Consider the following 24,067-nt stretch of genomic DNA (forward strand, 5'->3'; position numbering starts at 1 on the left):
GCTGGAATTTTTGTTTTGTAGCTACTCTATATTTTAAGCTATCTTTGTACACACCTATAAAACCTTTTTCGTGTCTACACCTTTTATTATTTACAATGCTTCCGCAGGATCGGGAAAAACGTATACGCTTGTAAAAGACTATTTGCGCATTCTACTATCTTCAGTGCAAAAAGATGCATACAAACAAATTTTAGCGGTTACGTTTACCAATAAAGCTGTAGCCGAAATGAAAGCGCGTATTATTGAAAACTTAAATGCATTTGCATTTGATGAAGAAAGCATGAATTTGTCTATGTTTATAGAATTGACAGAAGATTTAAAATTACATCCTGCGCAATTACAACAAAAATCGAAAGAGGTTCTCAAAAGCATTTTACACAACTACGCCTTTTTTGAAGTAGCTACCATTGATAAATTTACACACAGCGTTATCAGAACGTTTGCTTATGATTTAAAGCTTCCGCTAAATTTTGAAGTAGAATTAGACACAGATGCGTTGCTAAATGAAGCAGTAGATCAATTAATTTCTAAAGCTGGTGAAGACAAACTAATATCAGAGGTTTTAATAGCATATGCTTTAGAAAAAGCGGATGATGATAAAAGTTGGGACATTGCTTTCGATCTAAATAAAATAGCAAAGCTGTTGCTAAATGAAAACGAAAAACCACACCTTCATAAACTGAAAGATAAAACGCTCGAAGATTTTAGTGAGCTTAAAAAACTACTCAAAATAAAAATCAACACAACCTCGGAAGAATTAGCAAAAGCTGGAAACGCCGTGTTGGAATTGATCCAAAGTGCAGGATTGGAATTTGAAGATTTTTTACGAAAAACATTGCCAAATCATTTTCAAAAAATTGCAGATAAAGACTTTGATGAAAAACGATTATACGGTAATAAACTTGCAGAAAGTCTAGAAAACGGAAACGTTTATAAAAAAAGCTTAGACGCTTCAAAAGCGAGTACTATTGATGCTTTATTACCACAACTTACTGAAGTATATCACAGTTGCAAAGCCAACATATACGAGTTAAGTTTCTTAAAGAATTTCTATAAAAACGCTACGCCACTTTCTGTACTAAACGCAATTCAAAACGAATTGGAAATCATCAAAGAAGAGCAAAACCTATTATTAATTTCTGAATTCAATACGCTTATCAGTGAAACCATAAAAGACGAACCTGCGCCTTTTATTTATGAACGCTTGGGCGAAAAATACAAGCATTATTTCATTGACGAATTTCAAGATACGTCTGAAATGCAATGGGAAAATTTAATTCCGTTAATTTCTAACAAGCTTCAAACAGAAACTTCAGATGCTAAAAGCGGTTCATTGACTATTGTTGGTGATGCCAAACAATCTATCTATCGTTGGCGAGGTGGAAAAGCTGAGCAATTTATCGGACTGAACAAAGATGTGAATCCGTTTTTTGTGGAAAAAAATCCGCAAAACTTACCTAGAAACTATCGTAGTTATGATGAAGTCATCAACTTTAACAATGAATTTTTTCAGCATATTTCACAGTTTTTTCATCAAGAACAATTTGCAGATATCTATAAAAATGGAAGTACGCAATTGACCAACGACAAAAAAGGTGGTTTTATATCATTTGATTTTGTGGAAACCAAAACAGTTGAAGAAGAATTTGAAATCATTCCTGAAAAAATCATTGAAAAAATTCGTGATTTAGAAACGAAAGGATTTAAGTATAGTGATATTTGTGTGCTTACGCGAAGAAAATCTGAAGGAATTGCTATTGCAGATATCTTATCGGGAAATCAAATTCCGATTATTTCATCAGAAACCTTATTGATCAAACGTTCACGTGAAGTTCAATTCATCACTGATGTACTTCGTTTGGCAATTCAACCCAAAAACAATGAAGTCAAACTACATTTATTGAATTATCTGGCAACAGAAAAACTTGCTATTGAAAAAACACATGAATTCTTAAAAAAACATGTCGCGCTTGATGCAGAAATTCTTTTTTCAAACTTAACAACATTCAATTTTGACTTTACCTATTTCTTACAACTATCCTTATACGAAGCGGTAGAATATTGTGTAAGAGCTTTTCAACTAACAGACGAATCGGATGCATATTTACAGTTTTTCTTAGATTTTGTTTTAGAATACACACAGAAGAAACAACTCGGTTTTGCTGGTTTTTTAGAACATTGGGAAAAGAAAAAAAATCATTTAAGTATTATAGCTTCAGGTTCGGAAAATGCGGTTCAAATTATGACGATTCATAAATCAAAAGGTTTAGAGTTTCCGGTAGTATTGTTTCCGTTTGCCAATACAGATATTTACAAAGAAATAGAACCGAAGCTTTGGTTTCCTATTACTAAAGATGATTTTAATGGTTTTGAAGAAGCATATCTTAACTTTAATAGTACCATTCAAGAATACGGCGAACTTGGCGAACAATTATATCAAGAACGTCAATCGCAATTGGAATTAGACAATTTCAACATCTTATATGTAGCATTTACACGTGCAGTACAACAATTGCATGTAATTACAAAGAAAGATGTAGATCGTAATGGGAACGAACGTTTACAAACATTTTCAGGCTTATTCATCAACTACTTAAAGCAGAAAGAGTGTTGGAATGATGAGCTGAATTACTACACATTTGGCGAATCTGAGGAAAATCTCGCGAAAGCGAACACATCTGAACAAATTCATACCATAAAACAACAACAATTTATAAGTACCGCCAAAGAAGATCACAATTTACATTTGATGACAAAACAAGGCTTATTGTGGGATACAACACAAGAACAAGCCATTGAAAAAGGAAACTTAATTCATGATGTATTGGCGCAAATAAAATATCCGTCAGACATAGATTTCGTATTAGACGAATACATTTCAAAAGGAATTATTGATACGCAACAGCGCGAAAAATTATCGGAAAGTATTTATCAAGTAGTACATCACCCTGAAATAGCACACTATTTTCATCAAGACAATACGGTTTATAATGAAAAAGACATCATTTCAAAATCGGGGAGAATTTTACGTCCAGATAGAATTGTGGTCAACACAAATAACGAAGCCACAATTATTGACTATAAAACAGGAATGCATTCACCGTTTTATACAGAACAAGTATATGAATATGCAGATACGTTGGTAGAAATGAATTTTAATGTTACGCATAAAATTTTGCTCTACATTAATGAAGAAATCATTGTGAAATATATATGATACTGGATATTATTTTGAATTTATGTTAAAAAGGAATACTAAAAAAGGTGTTTTATTGCAGTAAAGTCAAAAGATAAATGGTATAACTCAAAAATCGTAGCTATTTTTGCTAAAAACAAACAACCATGTACGGAAGTATACAACAACATTTAGAAAAAGAACTTCAGGAAATTAAAGACGCTGGGCTTTACAAAAAAGAACGCGTTATTACTTCGGCACAAGGTGCTGAAATTACCATAAACACAGGAGAAACAGTAATTAACTTTTGTGCAAACAATTACTTAGGATTGTCTTCACATCCAGACGTAATTCAGGCAGCAAAAGACACGATGGATACACATGGTTTTGGAATGTCGTCTGTACGTTTTATCTGTGGAACTCAAGATATTCATAAAGAATTAGAACAAAAAATAGCAGACTATTACGGAACAGAAGACACTATTTTATACGCAGCTGCTTTTGATGCTAATGGTGGTGTTTTTGAACCTTTACTAACCAAAGAAGATGCTATCATCTCAGATTCATTAAATCATGCATCTATTATTGACGGTGTTCGTTTGTGTAAAGCTGGTCGTTATCGTTATCAAAATAATGATATGGCCGATTTAGAAAAGCAGTTAAAGCAAGCAAATGAAGATGGAGCGCGTTTCAAAATTATTGTAACAGATGGTGTTTTCTCTATGGACGGATTAGTAGCTCCATTAGATGAAATTGCAGTATTAGCCGAAAAGTACGATGCTATGATTATGATTGACGAATGTCATGCTACTGGTTTCATTGGTGAAACAGGTCGTGGAACACTTGAAGAGAAAAATGTAATGGGTAAAATTGATATCATTACTGGAACACTTGGAAAAGCAATGGGCGGCGCCATGGGTGGATATACAACAGGTAAAAAAGAAATCATAGAAATATTACGTCAACGTTCGCGACCATATTTATTTTCTAACTCATTAGCACCTGCAATTGTTGGTGCTTCTATCAAGGTATTTGAGATGTTAGAAAACGATACAACTTTACGTGATAAACTTGCTGACAATACTGAATACTTCAAAAAAGGAATCAAAGCTGCAGGTTTTGACATAGTAGATGGCGACTCTGCAATAGTACCTGTAATGCTCTATGATGCAAAGCTTTCACAAGTGATGGCTGACAAATTATTAGAAAAAGGAATCTATGTAATCGGATTCTTTTATCCAGTAGTTCCTAAAGAAAAAGCTCGTATAAGAGTACAACTATCAGCTGCACATACGAAGGAACATTTAGACAAAGCTATTGCGGCATTTACAGAAATTGGGAAAGAGTTAGACGTAATTTAAATATTTAAAATCGATTTAAATGTTAACGATTTTAAAAAAATTAATATATTTGTCTTTGTTAATAAGTATTAACAACTTACATTTGTCCTTTAATTAACACTTAAAATTAAATAATTAAAACATGAAACATCTTAGCAGATTTTTAGTTGCTTTGTTGCTTGTAGTAGGATTCAGCAACGTAAAAGCGCAAGACAGTAACAACCCTTGGCAGATTAACATCGGTATCAATGCGGTAGACTTCTTTCCTACAAACGATATGGAAGCTGCAGGGCTTACAGGGAAATGGTTTGATGAGTACTTCAACGTAAATCATTACAACATTTTACCTACATTATCAACAATTAGCGTTTCTAAATATGTAGGTGACGGATTCTCAGTAGGAGTTAGAGGGTCAGTTAACAAGATCGAAAAATATGGAGATCAGTCGAGAGATGATTTAACATACTACGGATTTGATGGAACAATCAAGTACAACATTAACGAACTTTATGACATGGGGAAATTTGATCCTTATTTAGAAGTTGGTGGAGGTTACACTTGGATTGATGATATCGGAGCTGGAACATTAAACGGTGGACTTGGTATTAACTACTGGTTCAGCGAAAACGTAGCTTTAAATGTACAAACTACATACAAGCATGCTTTTGAAGATTACTTAGCACCACATTTCCAACATTCAGTTGGAGTTGCTATCAAGTTTGGTGGAAAAGATACTGACGAAGATGGAATTTTTGACAAAGACGACGCTTGTCCAGATGTTAAAGGTTTACCAGAATTCAACGGATGTCCTGATACTGACGGTGACGGAATCGAAGACAGTAAAGATGACTGTCCTGACACTGCAGGTTTAGCTGCATTAAACGGATGTCCTGATACTGACGGTGACGGAATTGCTGATGCAAAAGATGATTGTCCAAATGTTGCAGGATCTGCTGCAATGAACGGATGTCCTGATACTGATGGTGACGGAATCACTGATGCTAAAGATAACTGTCCTACAGAAGCTGGACCATCTGCAAACAAAGGATGCCCATGGACTGATAAAGACGGTGACGGAGTATTAGACAAGGATGACAGATGTCCAGAAGTTGCTGGTGTTGCTGACAACCAAGGATGTCCTCCAATACCTGTAATGACTGAAACTCACATCAACAAGTTAAAGAACTTAGCTACTGCTGTATACTTTAACTCTGGTAAAGATTCGTTTACTGCTGAAACTTTCAAAATCTTAGACGAAATTGCTGAATTAATCAAGCCATTTACTGGTTCTGCATTCACAATTGAAGGTCATACTGATAGTGTTGGTTCTAACGCATTAAACTTAAAATTATCTGACAAGAGAGCTAACGCTGTAATGAACTATTTACAGACTAAAGTTGGTAACAAGTTTACTGCTACTGGATACGGAGAAGCTAAGCCAATTGCATCTAACGGATCAAGAAAAGGTAGAGCACAAAACAGAAGAGTAGAGATCAAATTAGTTAACTAATTTAGATTCCAAATAACTTCATAAAAAACGCCTCGATATATCGAGGCGTTTTTTTATTTTTACAACATGAAGTCATTCCTTTCTCATGTTGTTAGCTATATCTTAGAAAACAATACCAACATTAGCAATCTTACTTTGGTGTTGCCTAGCAAAAGAGCTGGTGTCTTCCTAAAACACGAACTCTCTCAACAAATTCAAAAAACATCTTTTGCTCCCGAAATTCTCAGTATTGAAGAATTGGTAGAAGAAATATCAGGATATACTTCTGTAAGTAATACCGAATTACTTTTTGAATTTTACACCGTTTACAAAGAACTTACTCCAAAAGATGCGCAAGAATCTTTTGATTCTTTCTCTAAATGGGCACAAATATTACTTCAAGATTTCAACGAAATTGATCGATACCTCATTCCACAAAAAGATATTTTCAATTATTTAGGCGCTATTCAAGAAATCAATCATTGGTCATTAGAAAAGGAACCAACAACCTTAGTCAAAAACTATCTGACTTTTTGGAATAAACTTCAAGACTATTATGATGGATTAACTGAAAAAATCACGCAAAAAGGAATTGCTTATCAAGGATTAGTATACAGAGAAGCTGTTGATAGTTTAGAGTTTTATCTACATAAAAATGAGGACAAAAAACATTATTTCATAGGTTTCAATGCATTGAATACTGCAGAAGAAAAAATCATTCAAGAGTTTTTAGAAGTTGGAAATGCTGAAATTTTATGGGATACAGATCATATTTTCTTTGAAGATCCTGAACATGATGCAAGTCTTTTTTTACGTCGACACCGATACGACTGGAATTACTTTAAAGACAATGCTTTTTCATGGATTGCAAATAACTTTTCCAACAAAAAAAATATTGAAATCATTGGCGCACCAAAAAATGTAACACAAGCAAAACACATTGGCGAAATTCTTCAAAAAATACAACAACAAGAAGAAAGTTTACAAGATGTTGCTGTGGTTTTAGGTGATGAACAATTATTAATTCCTTGTTTAAATTCCTTACCAAAGGAAATAGAAAAGCTCAATATCACCATGGGGTTTCCGTTAAAGGATATTCCGTTAGCAACTACATTTAACAATCTATACATATTACAAGAACATCATAGAAATAATACGTTTTATTATAAAAGCGTCATTAATGTACTTTCAGACACTAACTTACGCCCACTATTTCAGCAAAAAGATAAAAATGTAGCTACCGACATCATTCATTATATCCAATCGAATAACATCATTTATGTTTCCACAGAAAACATAGTTGAGCGTTTTCCAAAAGACATTCAAGATATTGCCTCTATGTTGTTTACCTATTGGAATGATAAACCAAAAATTGCCATTCAAAATTGTATTACATTAATAAGACGCTTAAAAACAAGTCTCATTGATGAACGCGAACAACATTTACTTGCTTTAGAATATTTATATCGTTTCAACGAAGTATTCAATCAATTGCAACTGTTAACAAAACAGCACAACTACATCACCGATATTAAATCGTTATTAACCTTATACAAAGAGATTATAAGTACGGAAACGCTTGATTTTAAAGGTGAACCACTTCAAGGATTGCAATTAATGGGAATGTTAGAAACACGTGTGCTCGATTTTAAAACGGTGATTCTTTCTTCTGTAAACGAAGGAATTTTACCTTCAGGAAAAAGCAACAACTCGTTTATTCCTTTCGATCTCAAAAAACAATTCAATCTACCAACATACAAAGAAAAAGACGCAATTTATACGTATCATTTCTATCGTTTATTACACAGAGCTGAAAATGTATATTTACTCTACAATACAGAAGCCGATGGACTAAATGGTGGTGAAAAAAGTCGTTTTCTAATGCAATTGGAAACTTATACTATGCCAAATCATATGATTTCGCAGCATGTTGTCATTCCTAAAGTTCCAAAAATAACAGCACAACTTCAAGTTGTACAAAAAGATGTAAGCATTCTAAAACGCATCAAAGACATTGCAAATAAAGGATTCTCTCCTTCTGCATTGACATCTTACATTAGAAATCCGATAGACTTTTACTATCAAAAAATTCTTGGAATTCAAGAGTATGAAGCTGTTGAAGAAACAGTTGCTGCAAACACATTAGGAACTGTTGTGCACGATACTTTAGAATTGTTGTACAAACCGTTTGAAGGTAAAATAGTAGTTGTGGAAGATATCAAAGCGATGTTTAAGAATGTAGAACAACTCGTTACGGATAATTTCAAAAAAACCTATGGTGAAGGAAACATTCATCGTGGAAAAAACCTCATCATTTTTAATGTTGCCAAACGATATGTAACCAACTTTTTGCAACAAGAAATGCAATTGCTAAAAAAAGGGAAAGTCTTACGTATTCTGCAAATTGAGAAAACATTACAAGCAAAAATTGACATTCCCGAACTAGATTTCCCTGTATATATTGGCGGAAAAGTGGATCGTGTAGACGAATTAGACGGCATACTACGAATTATTGATTACAAAACGGGAAAAGTTTCGCAAGGCGATGTAGAAATTGTGCATTGGGATTTGCTTACGCAAGATTACAAATTCAGCAAAAGCTTTCAAGTATTGGCGTATGCATACATGATTTATCAAAAACAGGCATTTCAACAAGACACGGAAGCAGGAATTATTTCCTTTAAAAACTTACAAAGTGGTTTTCTAAAATTTGGAACCAAAGACAAACCAGGAAGTCGTACCAAAAATCAGTTAGTAACTTCGGAAACATTGGATGATTTTCTGGTAGAACTCAAGCAACTCATTCTTGAAATTTGCAATCAAACCGTTCCATTCACTGAAAAAGAAGTCTAAGCATGATTACAAAGCACAAAAACAACGTTTTAAAGCGAGAAAATCAAAAAGATATGCTAGTTGATTACTTTTTCAAGAAAAACGGTCAGCAAAAGCCAATTATCATTTTTTGTCATGGTTATAAAGGTTTCAAAGATTGGGGCGCATGGGATATAGTTGCTAAAACATTCGCAAAAGCTAGTTATTTCTTTGTAAAGTTCAACTTTTCTCATAATGGTGGAACAATGGAACAACCAATCGATTTTCCAGATTTAGAAGCTTTTGGCAAAAATACTTATACCAAAGAGCTAAACGATTTAGAAGATATCATTTTACATTTATTAAAAGATGATTTCCACTTTCGTGGAGAATGTTCTCAGCAAAATATTTCACTTATTGGACATTCACGCGGTGGCGGAATTGTTACGATTAAAGCCGAAGAATCATCAAAAATATCCAAAGTGATTTCCTGGGCTGGAGTTGCTGACTATGCAACACGTTTTCCAAAAGGAAAAGCTTTAGAAGCTTGGAAGAACTCAGGAGTTTATTATGTAATTAATGGGCGAACAAAGCAAGAAATGCCACATTATTACCAGTTTTTTGAAGACTTTGAAACAAATAAAACACGTTTAGACATTCAAAGAGCAACAAAAAATATAAAAATTCCACAGTTAATCATTCATGGAACAACTGACCCTGCAGTTTCTGTAGAAGAAGCAAATCTTTTACATGCTTGGAATCCTAAAAGTGAATTACATTTAATTGAAAACGCCGATCATGTATTTAGCGCGCGTCATCCATGGGAAAAGGAAGAGTTACCAAGTGATTTAGAAGAAGTTGTGCAAACCACCATCAATTTTATATCAAACTAAAAAAGCGAACCGAAGTTCGCTCTAGTTATCATTATAGAATAATAATATATTCTACCGTTGTGAGTCCGCCACTAATTTCGTTAGCATGCAAAACTTCGTACTGTGCTAATTTTTCTAACATCATAATTGTTTATTAGTATTATAATTAAAAGTTTATCGTTCTTCTTGTTGTGTATTACATGTTTCTGGATGGCATGAATATACCACTGCTGTATCACCGCTGCAATTGGGATTGTCCGAACCTCTTCTCAATTGTCCTTTTAAAGTTTCAACTTTTAAGTTACTGATGACTTTTTTGTTTAAATCTAAACTCTTTAGTGTTCTTTTTTTCATAATGAAGTATTTTAGTTACTATCTAAAAGTACAAAATAATATATGAAAGCCGTAGTGTATTTCTGTAAATGAGAAATGCACAAAAAAAAGCCATTCAAAATTTTTGAATGGCTTTTGTATATTTTTAATAGAACTATTTACTAGTCTGTCCCTTTTAAAACAAGCAATGGTAAGCGACTTTCAAAATCTACTTTCTTCACTGTATTTTGTTCCCAAAGTTTCTTAAAGAATCCTCGTTTACGTCTAAAAACACAAATTAAATCTGGGTTATTTTCATTTAAATGTTCCAAAACTCCTTGAAATAAAGTTGAATTTTCAGAACTCTTATAACCAGAAGTAATTGCTGCTAACTCCGAATGAAACTCTAAATCTTCTGGTAAAAAATTTGGTGTCTTTACTTGTAACAAACGCATCTTTGCTCCAAAAACATCTAAAATAGTTTCCAAAGGACTCAAAATACCTTTACGCTTAATAGCTCCCGATTTTATAGCAGTCAATACCTTTTTAATTGGTTTAAAAGTATATCCTTCAGGAACAACTAATACTGAAATATCTGTTTGTTTTACAATACTTCCCGAAGTATTTCCTAAAAACATTTCTTCCTTAATAGAATTACTTCTTGGTCCAACAATAATTAAATCAACACCTAATTCTTTATCAATGGAGTTGATGCTATCAATTACATTTCCTTTCGCAGAAATCACAGAAACATCTACTTTTTTCAAATTCACACTTGCAACAACTTCCTTTACTTTACTTGCCGTTTCTCGTCCGACGATTTCATCAACATTCAAAATTGTTCCTGCTTTCGAAAGTACTTTAAAAGCTCTAAACACAAATACTTTTGCATTAATAGCTTCTGCAAAATCAATAGCATATTGCAATGTATTCTTTGCATTTTCGGAATCTCCAATAGGAACCAATATATTTTTCATTGTCTTAAAATTTCTGCAAAAATAATCATTTTTTCATTCTAAGTTCAATTTTCAATTTTTTAAACTTCAAAAAATAAATATCTTTAAAATTGATAATTTATACCAAAAGCTACATGACGCTACATATTCGTAAAGCAACAACAACTGATATTGAATCTCTATTAATCATCACCAAAGCATGTGCAAAACATATGATTGCGAATGCTATTTTTCAATGGAATGAAAACTATCCAAACAAAACAGCTTTTGAAAATGACGTTGATAGGAATGAATTATATGTATTATTAGATGTACATGAAATTGTTGGTTGCTTAGTGGTTTCTAGCCTCATGGATGAAGAATATAAAACGATTGATTGGCTTTCGCCAGATGACAAAAACCTTTACATTCATCGATTGGCAGTTCATCCAAAACACCAAGGAAAAGGATATGCGCAACACTTAATGAACTTTGCAGAGTCGTTTGCCATAGAAAATAATTATCGTTCCATAAGATTAGATACGTTCAGTAAGAACCATAGAAATCAAAAGTTTTACGAACTTCGCGGTTATAAAAAACTAGGGAATATATACTTTCCGAAACAAAGTGTATATCCTTTTTACTGTTACGAACGCGTCCTTTGAAAACAAAAATAACAAACTCACACATCAATAAACTCGCTATTCCTGCACTCATTGCCGGAATTGCGGAACCTTTATTATCAATTACCGACACAGCCGTTGTTGGAAACATTCAAACAAATGCTACAGAAGCCCTGGCTGCCGTAGGAATTGCAGGCGCATTTATTTCAATGCTAGTATGGGTTTTTGGACAAACACGAAGTGCCATTTCCGCATTAGTTTCACAATATTTAGGCGCTAACAAATTAGAAGAAATCAAAACTTTACCAGCACAAGCTATCGGAATTATTTTGATAATTAGTTTTATACTAATCCTAATTACCTATCCGTTTGCAGAATACATTCTGAACTTTTACAATGCGGAAGGTTTAATTTTAGATTTTAGTAGTTCCTATTATCGAATTCGCATCTTTGGTTTGCCATTTACACTCCTAACCTTTGCCATATTTGGTGTTTTCAGAGGCTTGCAAAACACGTTTATTCCTATGATTATTGCCATTATCGGCGCAGTATTAAATGTTATATTAGATTTTGCTTTGGTTTATGGTGTAGAAGGATATATAACCGCAATGCATGTTGATGGCGCAGCCTATGCAAGTTTACTTTCTCAATTAATTATGGCAATACTTGCTGTAATATTTTTATTGACAAAGACACAAATTCCGCTCAAAATAGAATTGCCATTACACAAAGAATTGCCCAAAATGGTGGTCATGATTCTAAACCTTATCATTAGAACAATTGCCTTAAATGTTGCATTGTACTTTGGAACTTCTTTTGCAGCGGCTTACGGTGCAAAATATAGTGCTGCTTATACAATTTTGCTAAATATTTGGTTCTTTGGCGCTTTCTTTATTGATGGATATTCTAGTGCTGGAAACATCTTATCAGGAAAATTATATGGAGAAGAAAACTATGAAGAATTGGTAAAACTCAGTGTTCAACTAACTAAATATGCTGTTATTGTTGGTATTGCAATGCTTATCATTGGCGGAATTCTATACGAATCTATTGGAATAATTTTCACTAAAGAACAAGCTGTTTTAGACGAATTTTACACCATTTTCTGGATCATTCTTGCAATGCAACCATTATGTGCAATTGCATTTATATTTGACGGAATTTTCAAAGGTTTAGGAAAAATGGCAACCTTACGAAACGTATTATTAATAGCGACTTTTAGTGTATTTGTACCGACAATTTTCATTCTAGATCAATTCGATTTAAAACTCTATGCCGTTTGGATCGCTTTTACACTTTGGATAGCTGCACGTGGTTTTCCACTTATCTACGTATTCCGTAAAGAATTTGTTCCGAAGATCAAAAAATAAATTTCGACTCCACTCAATCCAAAAGCTAACACTTGCTTTTATCTTGATTCTATATTCTTAACTGTTTATAAATTTATCTTCCTATTTTTGTCAAACAAAATCACAATATCATGACCACAACAAGAAGCAACGGAAGTTTATATACAAACATTCAAAACAATATTGCTACGGTAGAATTTGGACATCCTGCTAGTAATTCTTTTCCTGGTGAATTGTTAGACAGATTAACGAACGAATTACATTCTTTAGCAGAAAATGACACTGTTAATGTAATTATTTTGAAAAGCGAAGGCGATCGTGCTTTTTGTGCAGGTGCTTCGTTTGATGAATTAGTTTCTATTAACAATTTAGAAGCTGGAAAGACGTTTTTTAGTGGTTTTGCAAATGTTATCAATGCGATGCGAACTTGCGGAAAATTGATTATTGGTCGTGTACAAGGAAAAGCTGTTGGTGGTGGCGTAGGATTAATATCTGCTTGTGATTATGCCTTTGCTACAGAAGCTGCTTCTATAAAACTCTCCGAATTAACTATAGGAATTGGTCCTTTTGTGATTGCTCCTGCGGTTCAAAACCGAATTGGAAAAGCTGGGTTTTCAGAGTTAAGTCTCGCGCCAAGCGAGTGGAAAACTGCATATTGGGCAAAAGAAAAAGGTTTGTTTGCCAAAGTGTTTGAAACGCAACAAGAATTGGACAAAGAAGTAGAAGTCTTTGCCGAAAAACTCGCTTCGTACAATCCGGATGCGTTGACTGGTATGAAAAAAATACTGTGGGAAGACACCGAAAATTGGGATACACTTTTAGCAGAACGCGCTGAACTTTCAGGAACACTTGTTTTATCAGACTTTACAAAAAATGCCTTGGCGAAGTTTAAGAAATAGTTGTTCGTCAAGCTGAACTTAATTCAGCATCTATCGAGAACTACTTCTCTACCTAAAAAACAAGGCACAAAATTTGATGCTTCTTTGGAAACTAACCGTATTCCGTATGAAGAAGATTATTTTAAGTTTTGTTGTTGTAACACTACTCTTTTCTTGTTCTAAAAAAGAACAGTATTATGGAACTTGGAGTCAATATTTTTATACTCCTGCTTTCTTAAATATTAAGCAAGATAGTATTTCATTAAGTAATGATGGAAACCTGTGGAACACATATCCAGTTACAATTAAAAACAATAGCCTTACATTTTTAGATCATACATTCAAAACTTCTTTTTCAGGAGATTCTTTAGTTTTTGAAAATCTCACTTTTAAAAAAGATACTGTAGCTCCTTTTTTAGAAATAGAATTATCTGAATTCAAAAACTTTAATTTTTATAACCCAGATCCTGATACAGAAATAATTTATATAAGATTTGGTAAAGTACCAAACTCAAATGAATACAAGCTTCAACTAAATAATAAATATGCTGAATTTGAAGAACTTATTCATTTTTTCTTTAGCCATTATAATAGTGAAATATCTCATCACGCATTAAGAAGATTTGCATTACTATGTGACAAAAGAGCAAAAATGAAAGATGTAGAACATATTTTTCTTGAATTGATAAAAATAAATGCACTTGTTTTATATACTGTGAATGATATAGAACATGAAGTTGTTGATAGCAAGGTACAAGAAAAGTATAGTTTATATAAGCACAGAATTACCCCTATACATAATATAAGATATGAAATAAAAACGGATAGTACTGATATAACAGGTTTTGATTTCTTAAGTAATATAACTTTTCGACACGTAAGCAACGAAAACACACAATTCTTATTTCTTATTAATAATGAATTTTATGTTGGAAAAGAAAAATACAGTTTGGAAGATTTTTCAAAAAGAATTGATATTATTACCGCTAAAAATGTACAATTAGTTAGTCTTTTCGATTTAAATTCAGATTTCGAACACTACACCATTTTTAATGCTGTTCTAAATGATTCTTACGAAAAACTATATGAATCCATTGCCAAACAAAAACACAATACACCATATAATCAATTAACTGATGATCAAAAAGAAATAATACGAACATTACATCCACAAAAAAATATTCAAAATATTTCCATTCCACATTTTCTATCTTTTGAAGAGTTACCAATGGAAAATGTTGAATTTCCATTTAAAAATGTAAAAGAACAAATACCTGAAGTGTATTTTAAATAGTAAAATCAGATCATCTAAACCATTCTTGAATTTATCATAAACCTAGATTTCTACCTTCATAGAAATGACAAATGATACTGAATCAGGTTCAGCATTATCTCCAAGAGTAACTATTTAACAAACTCTTTTACAACCAATCCGATAAAAAACTATCTTTGCGCATTAATTGAAAATGAAAATGAGCAAAATTCGCATTACAAAGCAATTTAATTTTGAAACTGGTCATGCTTTATACGGTTATGACGGGAAATGTAAAAACGTACACGGACATAGTTATAAACTTTCAGTGACGGTAATTGGAACACCAATTACAGATAATAATAATGTAAAATGGGGAATGGTAATCGACTTTAGCGATCTTAAAAAGATTGTAAAAGAAGAAGTAGTTGATGTATTTGATCATGCTATTGTGTTTAACCAAAATACACCTCATAAATCGTTAGCATTAACAATGCGTGGTGAAGGACATAATGTAATATTAGCCGATTACCAACCAACGAGCGAAAATATGGTGATTGATTTTGCAGCAAAAATAAAAAATAGACTTCCAGGAAATATTCAACTATTTTCTTTACGCTTACAAGAAACCGATTCGTCATGTGCTGAATGGTTTGCAAGCGATAATTAATTTAGTCTGTAGATATAAAAAGTAAAAAGCGAACCTAGTAAGTTCGCTTTTTTTAGTACCATTATATTTCTGGTCCACATACCAAAGGATACGTTGGACACGCCCAAAGATTTGAATGACACCAATATTCGTCAGTGTTACAAGGCACTCCAAATGTAACGTATGGCAGACCTCCTTTTACACTTGATAAAGAAAGGTTAGAAACTGACTTCTTATTCAACTTTAGCGATTTTAAATTTCTTTTTTTCATGATCTAAATATTTGGTTAGATGAGAAATTATAAAATCAAATCATGAACTATGTACGGGAAGACCATAATTAACATTTAAATCATGGAAATAAATTTTAATTTGAATATACGTAATGTGAAGTTTAAGAATAACAGAATTCTTATATTTACACCATGAATATTCCCGAAGGAAAAAAAATATACTTCTCTTCAGATAACCACTTAGGTGCCCCAACAGCAGAAGCGAGTCTTCCTAGAGAACAAAGATTTGTTGCTTGGCTAAATGAAATTGAGCATGATGCAGCCGCTATTTTCCTTTTGGGAGATTTGTTTGATTTTTGGTTTGAATACAGAACTGTTGTACCAAAAGGATTTGTACGCACACTAGGAAAACTGGCAGATTTACGTGATAAAGGCATTCCTGTTTATTTCTTTGTGGGAAACCACGATTTATGGATGAATGGTTACTTTGAGAAAGAACTCAATATTCCTGTGTATTACAAACCGCAAGAATTTACATTTAACAATACTACTTTTTTTATTGGTCATGGTGACGGATTAGGCCCTGGAGATAAAGGCTATAAACGCATGAAAAAAGTGTTTATCAGTCCTTTCTTTAAATGGTGTTTCCGTTGGTTACATCCTGACATTGGAGTACGAATTGCACAATATTTATCGGTTAAAAACAAATTGATTTCAGGTGATGATGATGCTACATTTTTAGGAGAAGACAATGAATGGTTGGTACAATATGCCAAGCGAAAATTAGAAACCAAACACTGTGATTATTTTGTGTTTGGACATCGTCATTTGCCGTTAGAAATTAACCTCAACGAAAAAAGTAAATATGTAAACTTAGGCGATTGGATTCAGTATTATACCTATGGTGAATTTGACGGAAAAACACTTTCTCTAAAAAAATATGAATTGCCAAATAATTAAATTTCTGAATTGTTAAACAGTTACATTTTTAGCATTTTTCTTCATTAAACATAGAAATTTATTGAAAAATAAGAAAATTTCATCCTAAAATATTGCTTTTTTCCTTGATTCATTCAATTTATAAGTTGACATTTCATCAATACATTTGAATTTCATAACTTATACTTTCAAATTACCCCTATATGAACTTCTCTAACTACCTAATAACTGCACTTATTCTCCTTGGAGCGTTTATTCTGTTGATGAGTGCACGCTACACAAAAAAAATATTTAATATTCTTCCTGATAGTAAATTGAAAGCAAGTTGGGAAAAACTTCGTGTATTAATGTTAGTATTCTTAGTTGGATATTTAGCTGTAGCTGTTGTCGTTATTTTGGGGAAAACAGAGTTATTAGCGATCCTTTCGGGCGCTATTTTTTTTATGGGATCATTATTTGTTTTTATGGTTGTGCGTACAGGTTTGGACAGTTTTAGAAAACTAAAAGAACTGAATAAAAATTTAGATAATACAGAGTTAAAAAATAAAGAACTTGAAAAGTTTGCCTATATAACTTCACATGATTTAAAAACACCACTTCGTGGAATTTCTAGCTTGACATCTTTTATAAAAGAAGATTTAGAAGCAGGCGAGACTGAAGAAGTATACGGTCATTTAGATACGATGCAAGAACGTGTAAAACGACTTGAAGGTTTAATTAATGGTATCTTACATTATTCAAAGATTGGTAAAATCGTTATTAAATCAGTTGATTTAAATTTCATCGTACAAGAGGAATTCAAAAATTATCAAAGTTTACCGAATGTAAAAGTTACAATCAAAGGAAAGCTACCTACTGTCAGTGGAGATAAAATACAATTAATACAAGTAGTTTCAAACTTGATTAGTAATGCTGTAAAATATAACGATAAAGAAGTTTGCGAAGTACAGATTTCAAGTATTGAAAAGACAACATTTTATGAAATCATATTTGAAGATAATGGCCCTGGTATTCTTCCAAAATATCATAAAAAAATATTCGAAGTATTTCAAACACTTAGTGAAAAAGACATTTATGAAAGTACTGGAATTGGTCTTTCCATTGTAAAGAAAATAATTGCAAAGCACGAAGGAACAATTAGAGTAGAATCGAATGGAAAACTTGGTACAAAATTCATTATTTCATATCCTAAAGAATTGAAACGATAGTATTATCTTCTCTTTTATATAAAACTTATATCACTCCAATTAGCTAACGCTCACAAATATTTTTCAAATACTCATTTAATTTTATTTGAAATAAAGTTCCTTCTATTAAATCTGAAATTGTTTTTAACTCTTGTTCAGAAACGGCTAAATCTACAGTAGTTGCAGGTGTTTTTAATAAAATAGAGCGACAATTATTTTTTGCTTTACAATCTTTACAACAACCACGATTTACAGCTTGTTTTGCAAACTTTGAGAAGTTTTCAATTTCTTCAATCGTCAAATAAAAACCTGTATCTCTAAAAATCACCTGAAATTTTGGGTTATTTTTTTTTATATCTTGTTTCCACTGAAAAGAAATTCCAATGTCGTTGTGATAAATTCTATGTATATCGCTCATGATTCTTTCATTTGAGGATTCAAATATACAATTATTTATAATTAGTCTAAATAAATTATATGTTAAGATTCCTCAGCATGCGCTTCTACATCTTCCGTTAAGTCTAACTTTCTAAATGTTGGAGAAACCAAACCTGTAGTTATTACAGTTAGTAAGGTCATTGTTCCACCAAAAACTACTGCTGTAACTGTCCCCATCAATTTTGCCGTTAAACCACTTTCAAACGCTCCTAATTCGTTAGACGAGCCTACAAACATAGAGTTTACAGAAGCTACACGTCCACGCATTTCGTCTGGCGTTTTTAGTTGCAAAATTGTTTGTCTTATCACCATAGAAACACCATCAAAAACGCCACTGGCAAATAATGCAACGAGTGAAACCCAAAATATGGTAGACAATCCAAAGACAATAATACAAATACCAAATCCGAAAATAGCACCTAAAAGTTTCAATCCTGCATTTTTGCTAATTGGAATATACGCTGTAATTAGCATAGTTAAGACTGCTCCTACGGCTGGTGCAGCTCGTAACATACCAAAACCTTCTGGGCCAACTTTTAAAATATCTTGTGCAAATACAGGCAATAATGCCACTGCTCCACCAAACAAAACAGCAATCATATCTAAGGTAAGTGCTCCTAAAACGGCTTTTTCATTTCGTACAAAGTTGATTCCTTCTCCTAAGCTTTTCCATACATTTTCTCCAATTTTCGGATTCAAAATTGGCTTTTTCGGAATTAAAAACAGAATTATAAACGATAATGTTACTAATGCAAAAATGATACATAACGACCAATGAACACCAATCCAGTTAATGGTAAATCCAGCGAAAGCTGGACCTAAAATCGTAGCTGTTTGCCAAGTAGAACTACTCCAAGTTGCTGCATTAGGGTATATTTTTTTTGGAACTATCAATGCAATTAGAGAGAAAATAGTTGGTCCAAAAAATGAGCGCAGGAAACCACCAAAAAACACCAAGGCATAAATACTATATAATACAGTATTTTGCGACCATTCTTCAGTAATTTCTGGAGAAGTCAATAAAAACAGTCCTAAACTTATTAATGAAAAGAATGCAATACAAGTAGATAGTAACGTTCGCTTTTCACGTTGATCAACAATATGACCAGCAAATAACGCCATGGAAACCGCAGGAATTACTTCCATTAACCCAATTAAACCGAGTGACCAAGGATCTTTGGTAATGGAATATACTTCCCATTCTATTACAATGAATTGCATAGACCACGCAAACACTAAGAAGAATCTAACTAATAAAAAAATATTGAATTCTTTATATCGTAAAGCTGCGTATGGATCTTGTTTTTGCATAAAGTATTTATTGCGAATTCAATTTGAATTCTACGCGTCTATTTTTCTTTCGTTGCGCTTCTGTATCATTAGAAACTACTGGTTTTGAACTTCCAAATCCAAACCATTTGATTCTTGTATCGTGTAATCCTTTTGAGATTAAATAATTTGATACTGCTTTTGCACGTTCCAAAGATAATTCTTTATTTCTTCTTGACGTTCCAATATTGTCAGTATGTCCATAGATTTCAATAGTAATTTTAGGTCGCTTTTCTAGATATACATACAAATCATCAAGTTCTTTTACAGAAGTTGCTACTAAGATTGCTTTGTCAAATTCAAAAAGTACATTTTCAAATGCATATATCTCATCTTCTTTTATGGTTTCTTCAACAATTACAATTTCTTTTGCTGGTATTTCTTCCTGAACAATTTCTTTTTCTATAGATTCAACAGAAACATCATCTATGTAGTAATACGCAAATTCATATTCTTTCGCAGGTTGTATTTGTATTTTATTTGTTTTCCAATTCCGATTAAAGTTCCCAATAGAAAAATAATTTTCAAATCCTTGCGCTTCGTATGTGAATGTAATTTCTCTCCAGCCTAATTTTTCTTGGTAAAAACGGTCACGGTGTATTTCAACTTTATTGAATTTTTTATCGGTTGCTTTTTTAGGTCGAATGTTTTTCTTGCAATGATTAGCATAATAACATTTCTCCAATTTTTCTTCCGTAAACAAAATATCTAAATCTGTAGTGGCTTTTGTAGATAATTCTGCCAAACTCACATAAAAAGTAACTGTATATTTTTTTCCTTTTTCAAGTGTTTGTGCTAATGTTCCTTGAACGTATTCTCGATAATTTTTTTCTGAGTACACATAAATTCCTGCATGCGCAATTCCGGTTCTTGACTTCTGATAACCGTTGTAATGATTGTAACTTTTTTTGCCTTTGTAATTAAAATAATCTGTTGTACTATTATTTGGTGTACTCCAATCGGTTACATTTTTATCAAAATGCCCCATAGAGCGTTCACAATGCAAACATTCTTCAAAACTTGGATTCAGGACTAAATTTTGAGAAAAAAGAAGAGAAGAAAATAAAAGCAGCAGTGGTTGTAGAGTTGTTTTCATTTTTGATAAACGATTTTAACTCTAACTTATTACTTCATTTTCAAATCAACACATTGATACATTATCTAATATCTCGCAAGCGCATTTGCAATGTTGTATTTCCATTCCAAGTATTTTCATCAACAGAATACACGGCATCAAATGGTTTTTTGCCTTGTACTTTAGGTAATTTATCACCCAAATTGAAGCCAATTCCACTAATTCGTGGCGATCTTTGTTGTACAGCTGTTAGTTTTAAATGATCTTCATCAGCGCCAACACATTTTGCCCAACCTGTATCTTTCAATTCTGTACTCATAAAAACGGGACTCATATTTCTAGGTCCAAACGGCGCAAATTGCTTAAGAATTCGATAAAATTTTGGAGTAATTTCTTTGAGTGTGATTTCTTTATCTATTAAAATTTCAGGAGTGAGTAGATTTTTATCAATTGTATTTTTTACGACTTCTTCAAACGCATCTTTAAATACTTGATAGTTTTCTTCTTTCAACGTTAATCCAGCCGCATATTTATGTCCACCAAACTGAATGAGGTGTTCTTTGCATTGTTCTAAGGCATTATATACGTCAAAACCTTTGACAGATCTTGCGGAAGCAGCCAACTTATCGCCACTTTTCGTAAATACTAAGGTTGGACGATAATAGGTTTCAATCAATCGAGAAGCTACAATTCCAATAACACCTTTGTGCCAATTTTCATCATACACAACCGTAGTAAAACGTTCTTGTTCTTCCAATTTTTCTATTTGCTGAAAAGCTTCTTTGGTAATTTCTTGATCTAATTCGCGACGTTCCATATTGAACGCTTCAATAGACGCTGCGTATTGTGTTGCAACTTCTATATTTTCTTCCGTAAGCAATTCGACAGCGTGCAATCCTTGACTAATTCTCCCTGCTGCATTGATACGTGGTGCAATGACAAAAACAACGTCTGTAATGGTTAAACTATCTTTTTTGAGCTGATTGATTATCGCTTTGATTCCTGCTCTTGGTGCCGAATTGATAACTTGCATTCCAAAATGTGCAAGCGTTCTATTTTCACCTGTTACCGGAACAATATCTGCTGCAATTGCCGTGGCTACTAAATCTAAATACGGAAACAAATCTGTAACAGTCTGTCCTCTTTTAGAGCTTAATGCTTGGATTAATTTAAAACCAACTCCACAACCACATAATTCATCGTACGGATAGTTGCAATCGTCTCGTTTTGGATCTAACACTGCAACTGCTTTTGGCAATTCATTTCCTGGTCGGTGATGATCACAAATGATAATATCGATTTCTTTTTCGGTTGCATAATCGACTTTATCAATGGCTTTTATACCACAATCGAGCGTAATAATTAGCGAAATATCATTATCAGAAGCGTAGTCAATTCCTTGAAACGACACACCATAACCTTCTTCATATCTATCTGGAATATAAGTTGCTATATTAGGATAAATTGTCTTTAAATACGAAGAAACCAGTGCAACCGAAGTGGTTCCATCTACATCATAATCGCCATACACCATGATATTTTCGTCATTTGCGATGGCTTTCTCAATTCTAGCGACAGCTAACTCCATATCTTTCATCAAAAATGGATCGTGAATTTGTGCTATAGTAGGACGAAAAAAGGTTTTGGCATCTTCATAGGTTTCAATTCCTCGTTGTAATAAAAGTGTCGCAACTACTTCATTGACCTGCAACACTTCCATAAGATGTTTGAGTTTATGTGCTTCTGGTTTTGGTTTTAATGTCCAACGCATGGTTTTTCTTGTTTAGATTTTAATGTGTGTTTTCGTTTCAACGTACGTTTTGATGTGATTTTTTATACTATTAATTCTAGTGAGTTTTTTTAACATTCAAAATCACTTGCAACGAATTTTCGTTGTGTATCAAAATCTAATTTTATTATTCTACAAATTGCTGCTTCTAAATACTTCTGGATACTATTTTCTATCTATTTCGACTGCGCTCAATATGACAGAAAATCATTTGAAGTAATTACTTGTAACTAAAAACTGAGGAAAAATTATACTACGAATTAAGAACTGTGAAAATACGTATTGGTTTGCACTTTTGCAAAACGGCGGAACATTTCCATAACACCACAGTATTTCTCAACAGACAAATCAACTGCTTTTTGAATCTTTTTTTCTTCCAAGTCAGTTCCGTAAAAATGATAATCTAACGTTACCGTATGATAGTATTTTGGATGTTCATCAGTCAATTCGCCAGCAACTTCCATTTTAAATTCGTCCACAGAAACCTTCATCTTGTTCATAATAGAAACTACATCCAATCCTGAACAACCTGCCAATGAAGACAACATCATTGCTTTTGGACCTAATCCTTCGTTATTTCCACCATTTTCAGGCGACGTATCCATTAATAAAGTATGCCCACTTGGATTGTCTGACTCAAACTGCATATTCCCTTTCCATTGTGTTGTAATTTTATGTGCCATGTGTGAAGTTTTTTTCGTTTTTTATTCCTTAAATTCGTATGCTGTAATTATAAACGATTACAGAATTCAAAAATACAAGGAATTAATTTAAAAATATACGATTATGCCATTAGTAACACCATTGAATCCTGAACATGATTTGGAAACCAAAGAATTAGCCGAATTTTTTAACGAAACGCTTGGATTTTGTCCAAATTCGGTCTTAACCATGCAACGCAGACCCGCCATTTCAAAAGCATTTATCAACTTAAATAAAGCCGTAATGGCAAATGAAGGTCGCGTAACTTCTGCCTTGAAACGAATGATTGCTTGGGTAAGTAGTAATGCTACAGGTTGTCGTTATTGCCAAGCACATGCTATTAGAGCTGCAGAACGTTATGGAGCCGAACAAGAACAATTAGATAATATTTGGGAATATAAAACACACTCTGCGTTTTCAGATGCAGAACGTGCAGCCTTAGATTTTTCGTTGGCAGCTTCTATTATTCCGAATGCTGTAAATGAAGACATTAAAACAGAATTATACAAACACTGGAACGAAGGTGAAATTGTAGAAATGTTAGGTGTAATTTCATTGTTCGGATACTTAAACCGTTGGAACGATAGTATGGGAACTTCTATTGAAGAAGGTGCTGTAGAAAGCGGAAACCAATACTTAGGAAAACACGGTTGGGAAAAAGGAAAGCACGTGTAAATTCATTAAAAAACTA

General features: G+C 32.9%; 21 protein-coding genes. 13 read left to right on the top strand and 8 right to left on the bottom strand.

Features of this window, described 5'->3' with window-relative positions; translation table 11 throughout:
- The first annotated feature begins 70 nt into the window (after positions 1-70).
- From Q0828_RS03295 to Q0828_RS03315, 5 genes are all read left to right on the top strand, one after another.
- Entirely contained in the window at positions 71-3,217 is a 3,147-nt protein-coding gene (locus tag Q0828_RS03295) for a UvrD-helicase domain-containing protein (protein ID WP_298417654.1), read from the top strand.
- 125 nt (positions 3,218-3,342) lie between these two features.
- Entirely contained in the window at positions 3,343-4,536 is a 1,194-nt protein-coding gene (gene kbl / locus Q0828_RS03300) for a glycine C-acetyltransferase (RefSeq protein ID WP_298417655.1), read from the top strand.
- A 121-nt stretch (positions 4,537-4,657) separates the two neighbouring features.
- Positions 4,658-6,025: an OmpA family protein gene (locus Q0828_RS03305; protein ID WP_298417657.1), complete on the top strand. Its 1,368-nt coding sequence runs from the start codon at positions 4,658-4,660 to the stop codon at positions 6,023-6,025.
- Between the two features lie 66 nt (positions 6,026-6,091).
- Positions 6,092-8,857 (top strand): PD-(D/E)XK nuclease family protein, encoded by a 2,766-nt coding sequence (locus Q0828_RS03310; protein ID WP_298417659.1) that lies wholly within the window; start codon positions 6,092-6,094, stop codon positions 8,855-8,857.
- Positions 8,858-8,859: 2 nt separating this feature from the next.
- Entirely contained in the window at positions 8,860-9,708 is an 849-nt protein-coding gene (locus tag Q0828_RS03315) for a dienelactone hydrolase family protein (RefSeq protein ID WP_298417661.1), read from the top strand.
- Between the two features lie 153 nt (positions 9,709-9,861).
- Here Q0828_RS03315 and Q0828_RS03320 read toward each other — a convergent pair whose 3' ends face one another.
- Together Q0828_RS03320 and Q0828_RS03325 are read right to left on the bottom strand one after the other, a co-directional pair.
- Positions 9,862-10,041 carry a hypothetical protein gene (locus Q0828_RS03320; RefSeq protein ID WP_298417663.1) on the bottom strand — a complete coding sequence of 60 codons (180 nt, stop codon included), beginning with the start codon at positions 10,039-10,041 and terminating at the stop codon, positions 9,862-9,864.
- 140 nt (positions 10,042-10,181) lie between these two features.
- Complete coding sequence (locus Q0828_RS03325; protein ID WP_298417664.1) at positions 10,182-10,976, bottom strand: universal stress protein; 795 nt, start codon at positions 10,974-10,976, stop codon at positions 10,182-10,184.
- Between the two features lie 113 nt (positions 10,977-11,089).
- Here Q0828_RS03325 and Q0828_RS03330 point away from each other — a divergent pair, with 113 nt between their 5' ends.
- The 5 genes from Q0828_RS03330 to Q0828_RS03350 all read left to right on the top strand — a co-directional run bounded on the left by Q0828_RS03330 (position 11,090) and on the right by Q0828_RS03350 (position 15,706).
- Entirely contained in the window at positions 11,090-11,599 is a 510-nt protein-coding gene (locus Q0828_RS03330; protein ID WP_298417666.1) for a GNAT family N-acetyltransferase, read from the top strand.
- Positions 11,596-12,927 (top strand): MATE family efflux transporter, encoded by a 1,332-nt coding sequence (locus Q0828_RS03335; protein ID WP_298417667.1) that lies wholly within the window; start codon positions 11,596-11,598, stop codon positions 12,925-12,927. Before Q0828_RS03330 ends, Q0828_RS03335 begins: the two co-directional genes overlap by 4 nt.
- A gap of 110 nt (positions 12,928-13,037) precedes the next feature.
- Positions 13,038-13,805 (top strand): enoyl-CoA hydratase/isomerase family protein, encoded by a 768-nt coding sequence (locus Q0828_RS03340; RefSeq protein WP_298417669.1) that lies wholly within the window; start codon positions 13,038-13,040, stop codon positions 13,803-13,805.
- Positions 13,806-13,911: 106 nt separating this feature from the next.
- Entirely contained in the window at positions 13,912-15,078 is a 1,167-nt protein-coding gene (locus Q0828_RS03345) for a hypothetical protein (RefSeq protein WP_298417670.1), read from the top strand.
- Positions 15,079-15,256: 178 nt separating this feature from the next.
- Positions 15,257-15,706 carry a 6-carboxytetrahydropterin synthase gene (locus tag Q0828_RS03350; RefSeq protein ID WP_298417672.1) on the top strand — a complete coding sequence of 150 codons (450 nt, stop codon included), beginning with the start codon at positions 15,257-15,259 and terminating at the stop codon, positions 15,704-15,706.
- A 61-nt stretch (positions 15,707-15,767) separates the two neighbouring features.
- Here the strand turns inward: Q0828_RS03350 and Q0828_RS03355 are convergent, their stop codons facing one another.
- Entirely contained in the window at positions 15,768-15,956 is a 189-nt protein-coding gene (locus Q0828_RS03355; RefSeq protein WP_298417673.1) for a hypothetical protein, read from the bottom strand.
- Between the two features lie 153 nt (positions 15,957-16,109).
- Between Q0828_RS03355 and Q0828_RS03360 the strand changes: the two genes are divergently transcribed.
- Both Q0828_RS03360 and Q0828_RS03365 read left to right on the top strand, forming a co-directional pair.
- A complete protein-coding gene (locus Q0828_RS03360) occupies positions 16,110-16,877 on the top strand; it encodes a UDP-2,3-diacylglucosamine diphosphatase (protein ID WP_298417675.1) in 768 nt (255 codons plus the stop codon).
- Between the two features lie 182 nt (positions 16,878-17,059).
- On the top strand, positions 17,060-18,064 hold the full coding sequence (locus tag Q0828_RS03365; RefSeq protein WP_298417677.1) for an ATP-binding protein: 1,005 nt from the start codon (positions 17,060-17,062) through the stop codon (positions 18,062-18,064).
- 43 nt (positions 18,065-18,107) lie between these two features.
- Here the strand turns inward: Q0828_RS03365 and Q0828_RS03370 are convergent, their stop codons facing one another.
- The 5 genes from Q0828_RS03370 to Q0828_RS03390 all read right to left on the bottom strand — a co-directional run bounded on the left by Q0828_RS03370 (position 18,108) and on the right by Q0828_RS03390 (position 23,357).
- Positions 18,108-18,461 (bottom strand): hypothetical protein, encoded by a 354-nt coding sequence (locus Q0828_RS03370; protein ID WP_298417679.1) that lies wholly within the window; start codon positions 18,459-18,461, stop codon positions 18,108-18,110.
- A 62-nt stretch (positions 18,462-18,523) separates the two neighbouring features.
- Complete coding sequence (locus Q0828_RS03375; RefSeq protein ID WP_298417681.1) at positions 18,524-19,792, bottom strand: MFS transporter; 1,269 nt, start codon at positions 19,790-19,792, stop codon at positions 18,524-18,526.
- A gap of 7 nt (positions 19,793-19,799) precedes the next feature.
- Positions 19,800-20,906, bottom strand: a complete 1,107-nt coding sequence (locus tag Q0828_RS03380; protein WP_298417683.1) for an OmpA family protein — start codon at positions 20,904-20,906, stop codon at positions 19,800-19,802.
- A gap of 61 nt (positions 20,907-20,967) precedes the next feature.
- A complete protein-coding gene (recJ, locus tag Q0828_RS03385; RefSeq protein ID WP_298417684.1) occupies positions 20,968-22,656 on the bottom strand; it encodes a single-stranded-DNA-specific exonuclease RecJ in 1,689 nt (562 codons plus the stop codon).
- Positions 22,657-22,934: 278 nt separating this feature from the next.
- Complete coding sequence (locus Q0828_RS03390; RefSeq protein WP_298417686.1) at positions 22,935-23,357, bottom strand: OsmC family protein; 423 nt, start codon at positions 23,355-23,357, stop codon at positions 22,935-22,937.
- Positions 23,358-23,460: 103 nt separating this feature from the next.
- Between Q0828_RS03390 and Q0828_RS03395 the strand changes: the two genes are divergently transcribed.
- Positions 23,461-24,051 carry a carboxymuconolactone decarboxylase family protein gene (locus Q0828_RS03395; RefSeq protein WP_298417688.1) on the top strand — a complete coding sequence of 197 codons (591 nt, stop codon included), beginning with the start codon at positions 23,461-23,463 and terminating at the stop codon, positions 24,049-24,051.
- Positions 24,052-24,067 lie beyond the last annotated feature (16 nt).

It is taken from the genome of uncultured Kordia sp. (genome assembly GCF_947496985.1).
Lineage (GTDB): Bacteria > Bacteroidota > Bacteroidia > Flavobacteriales > Flavobacteriaceae > Kordia.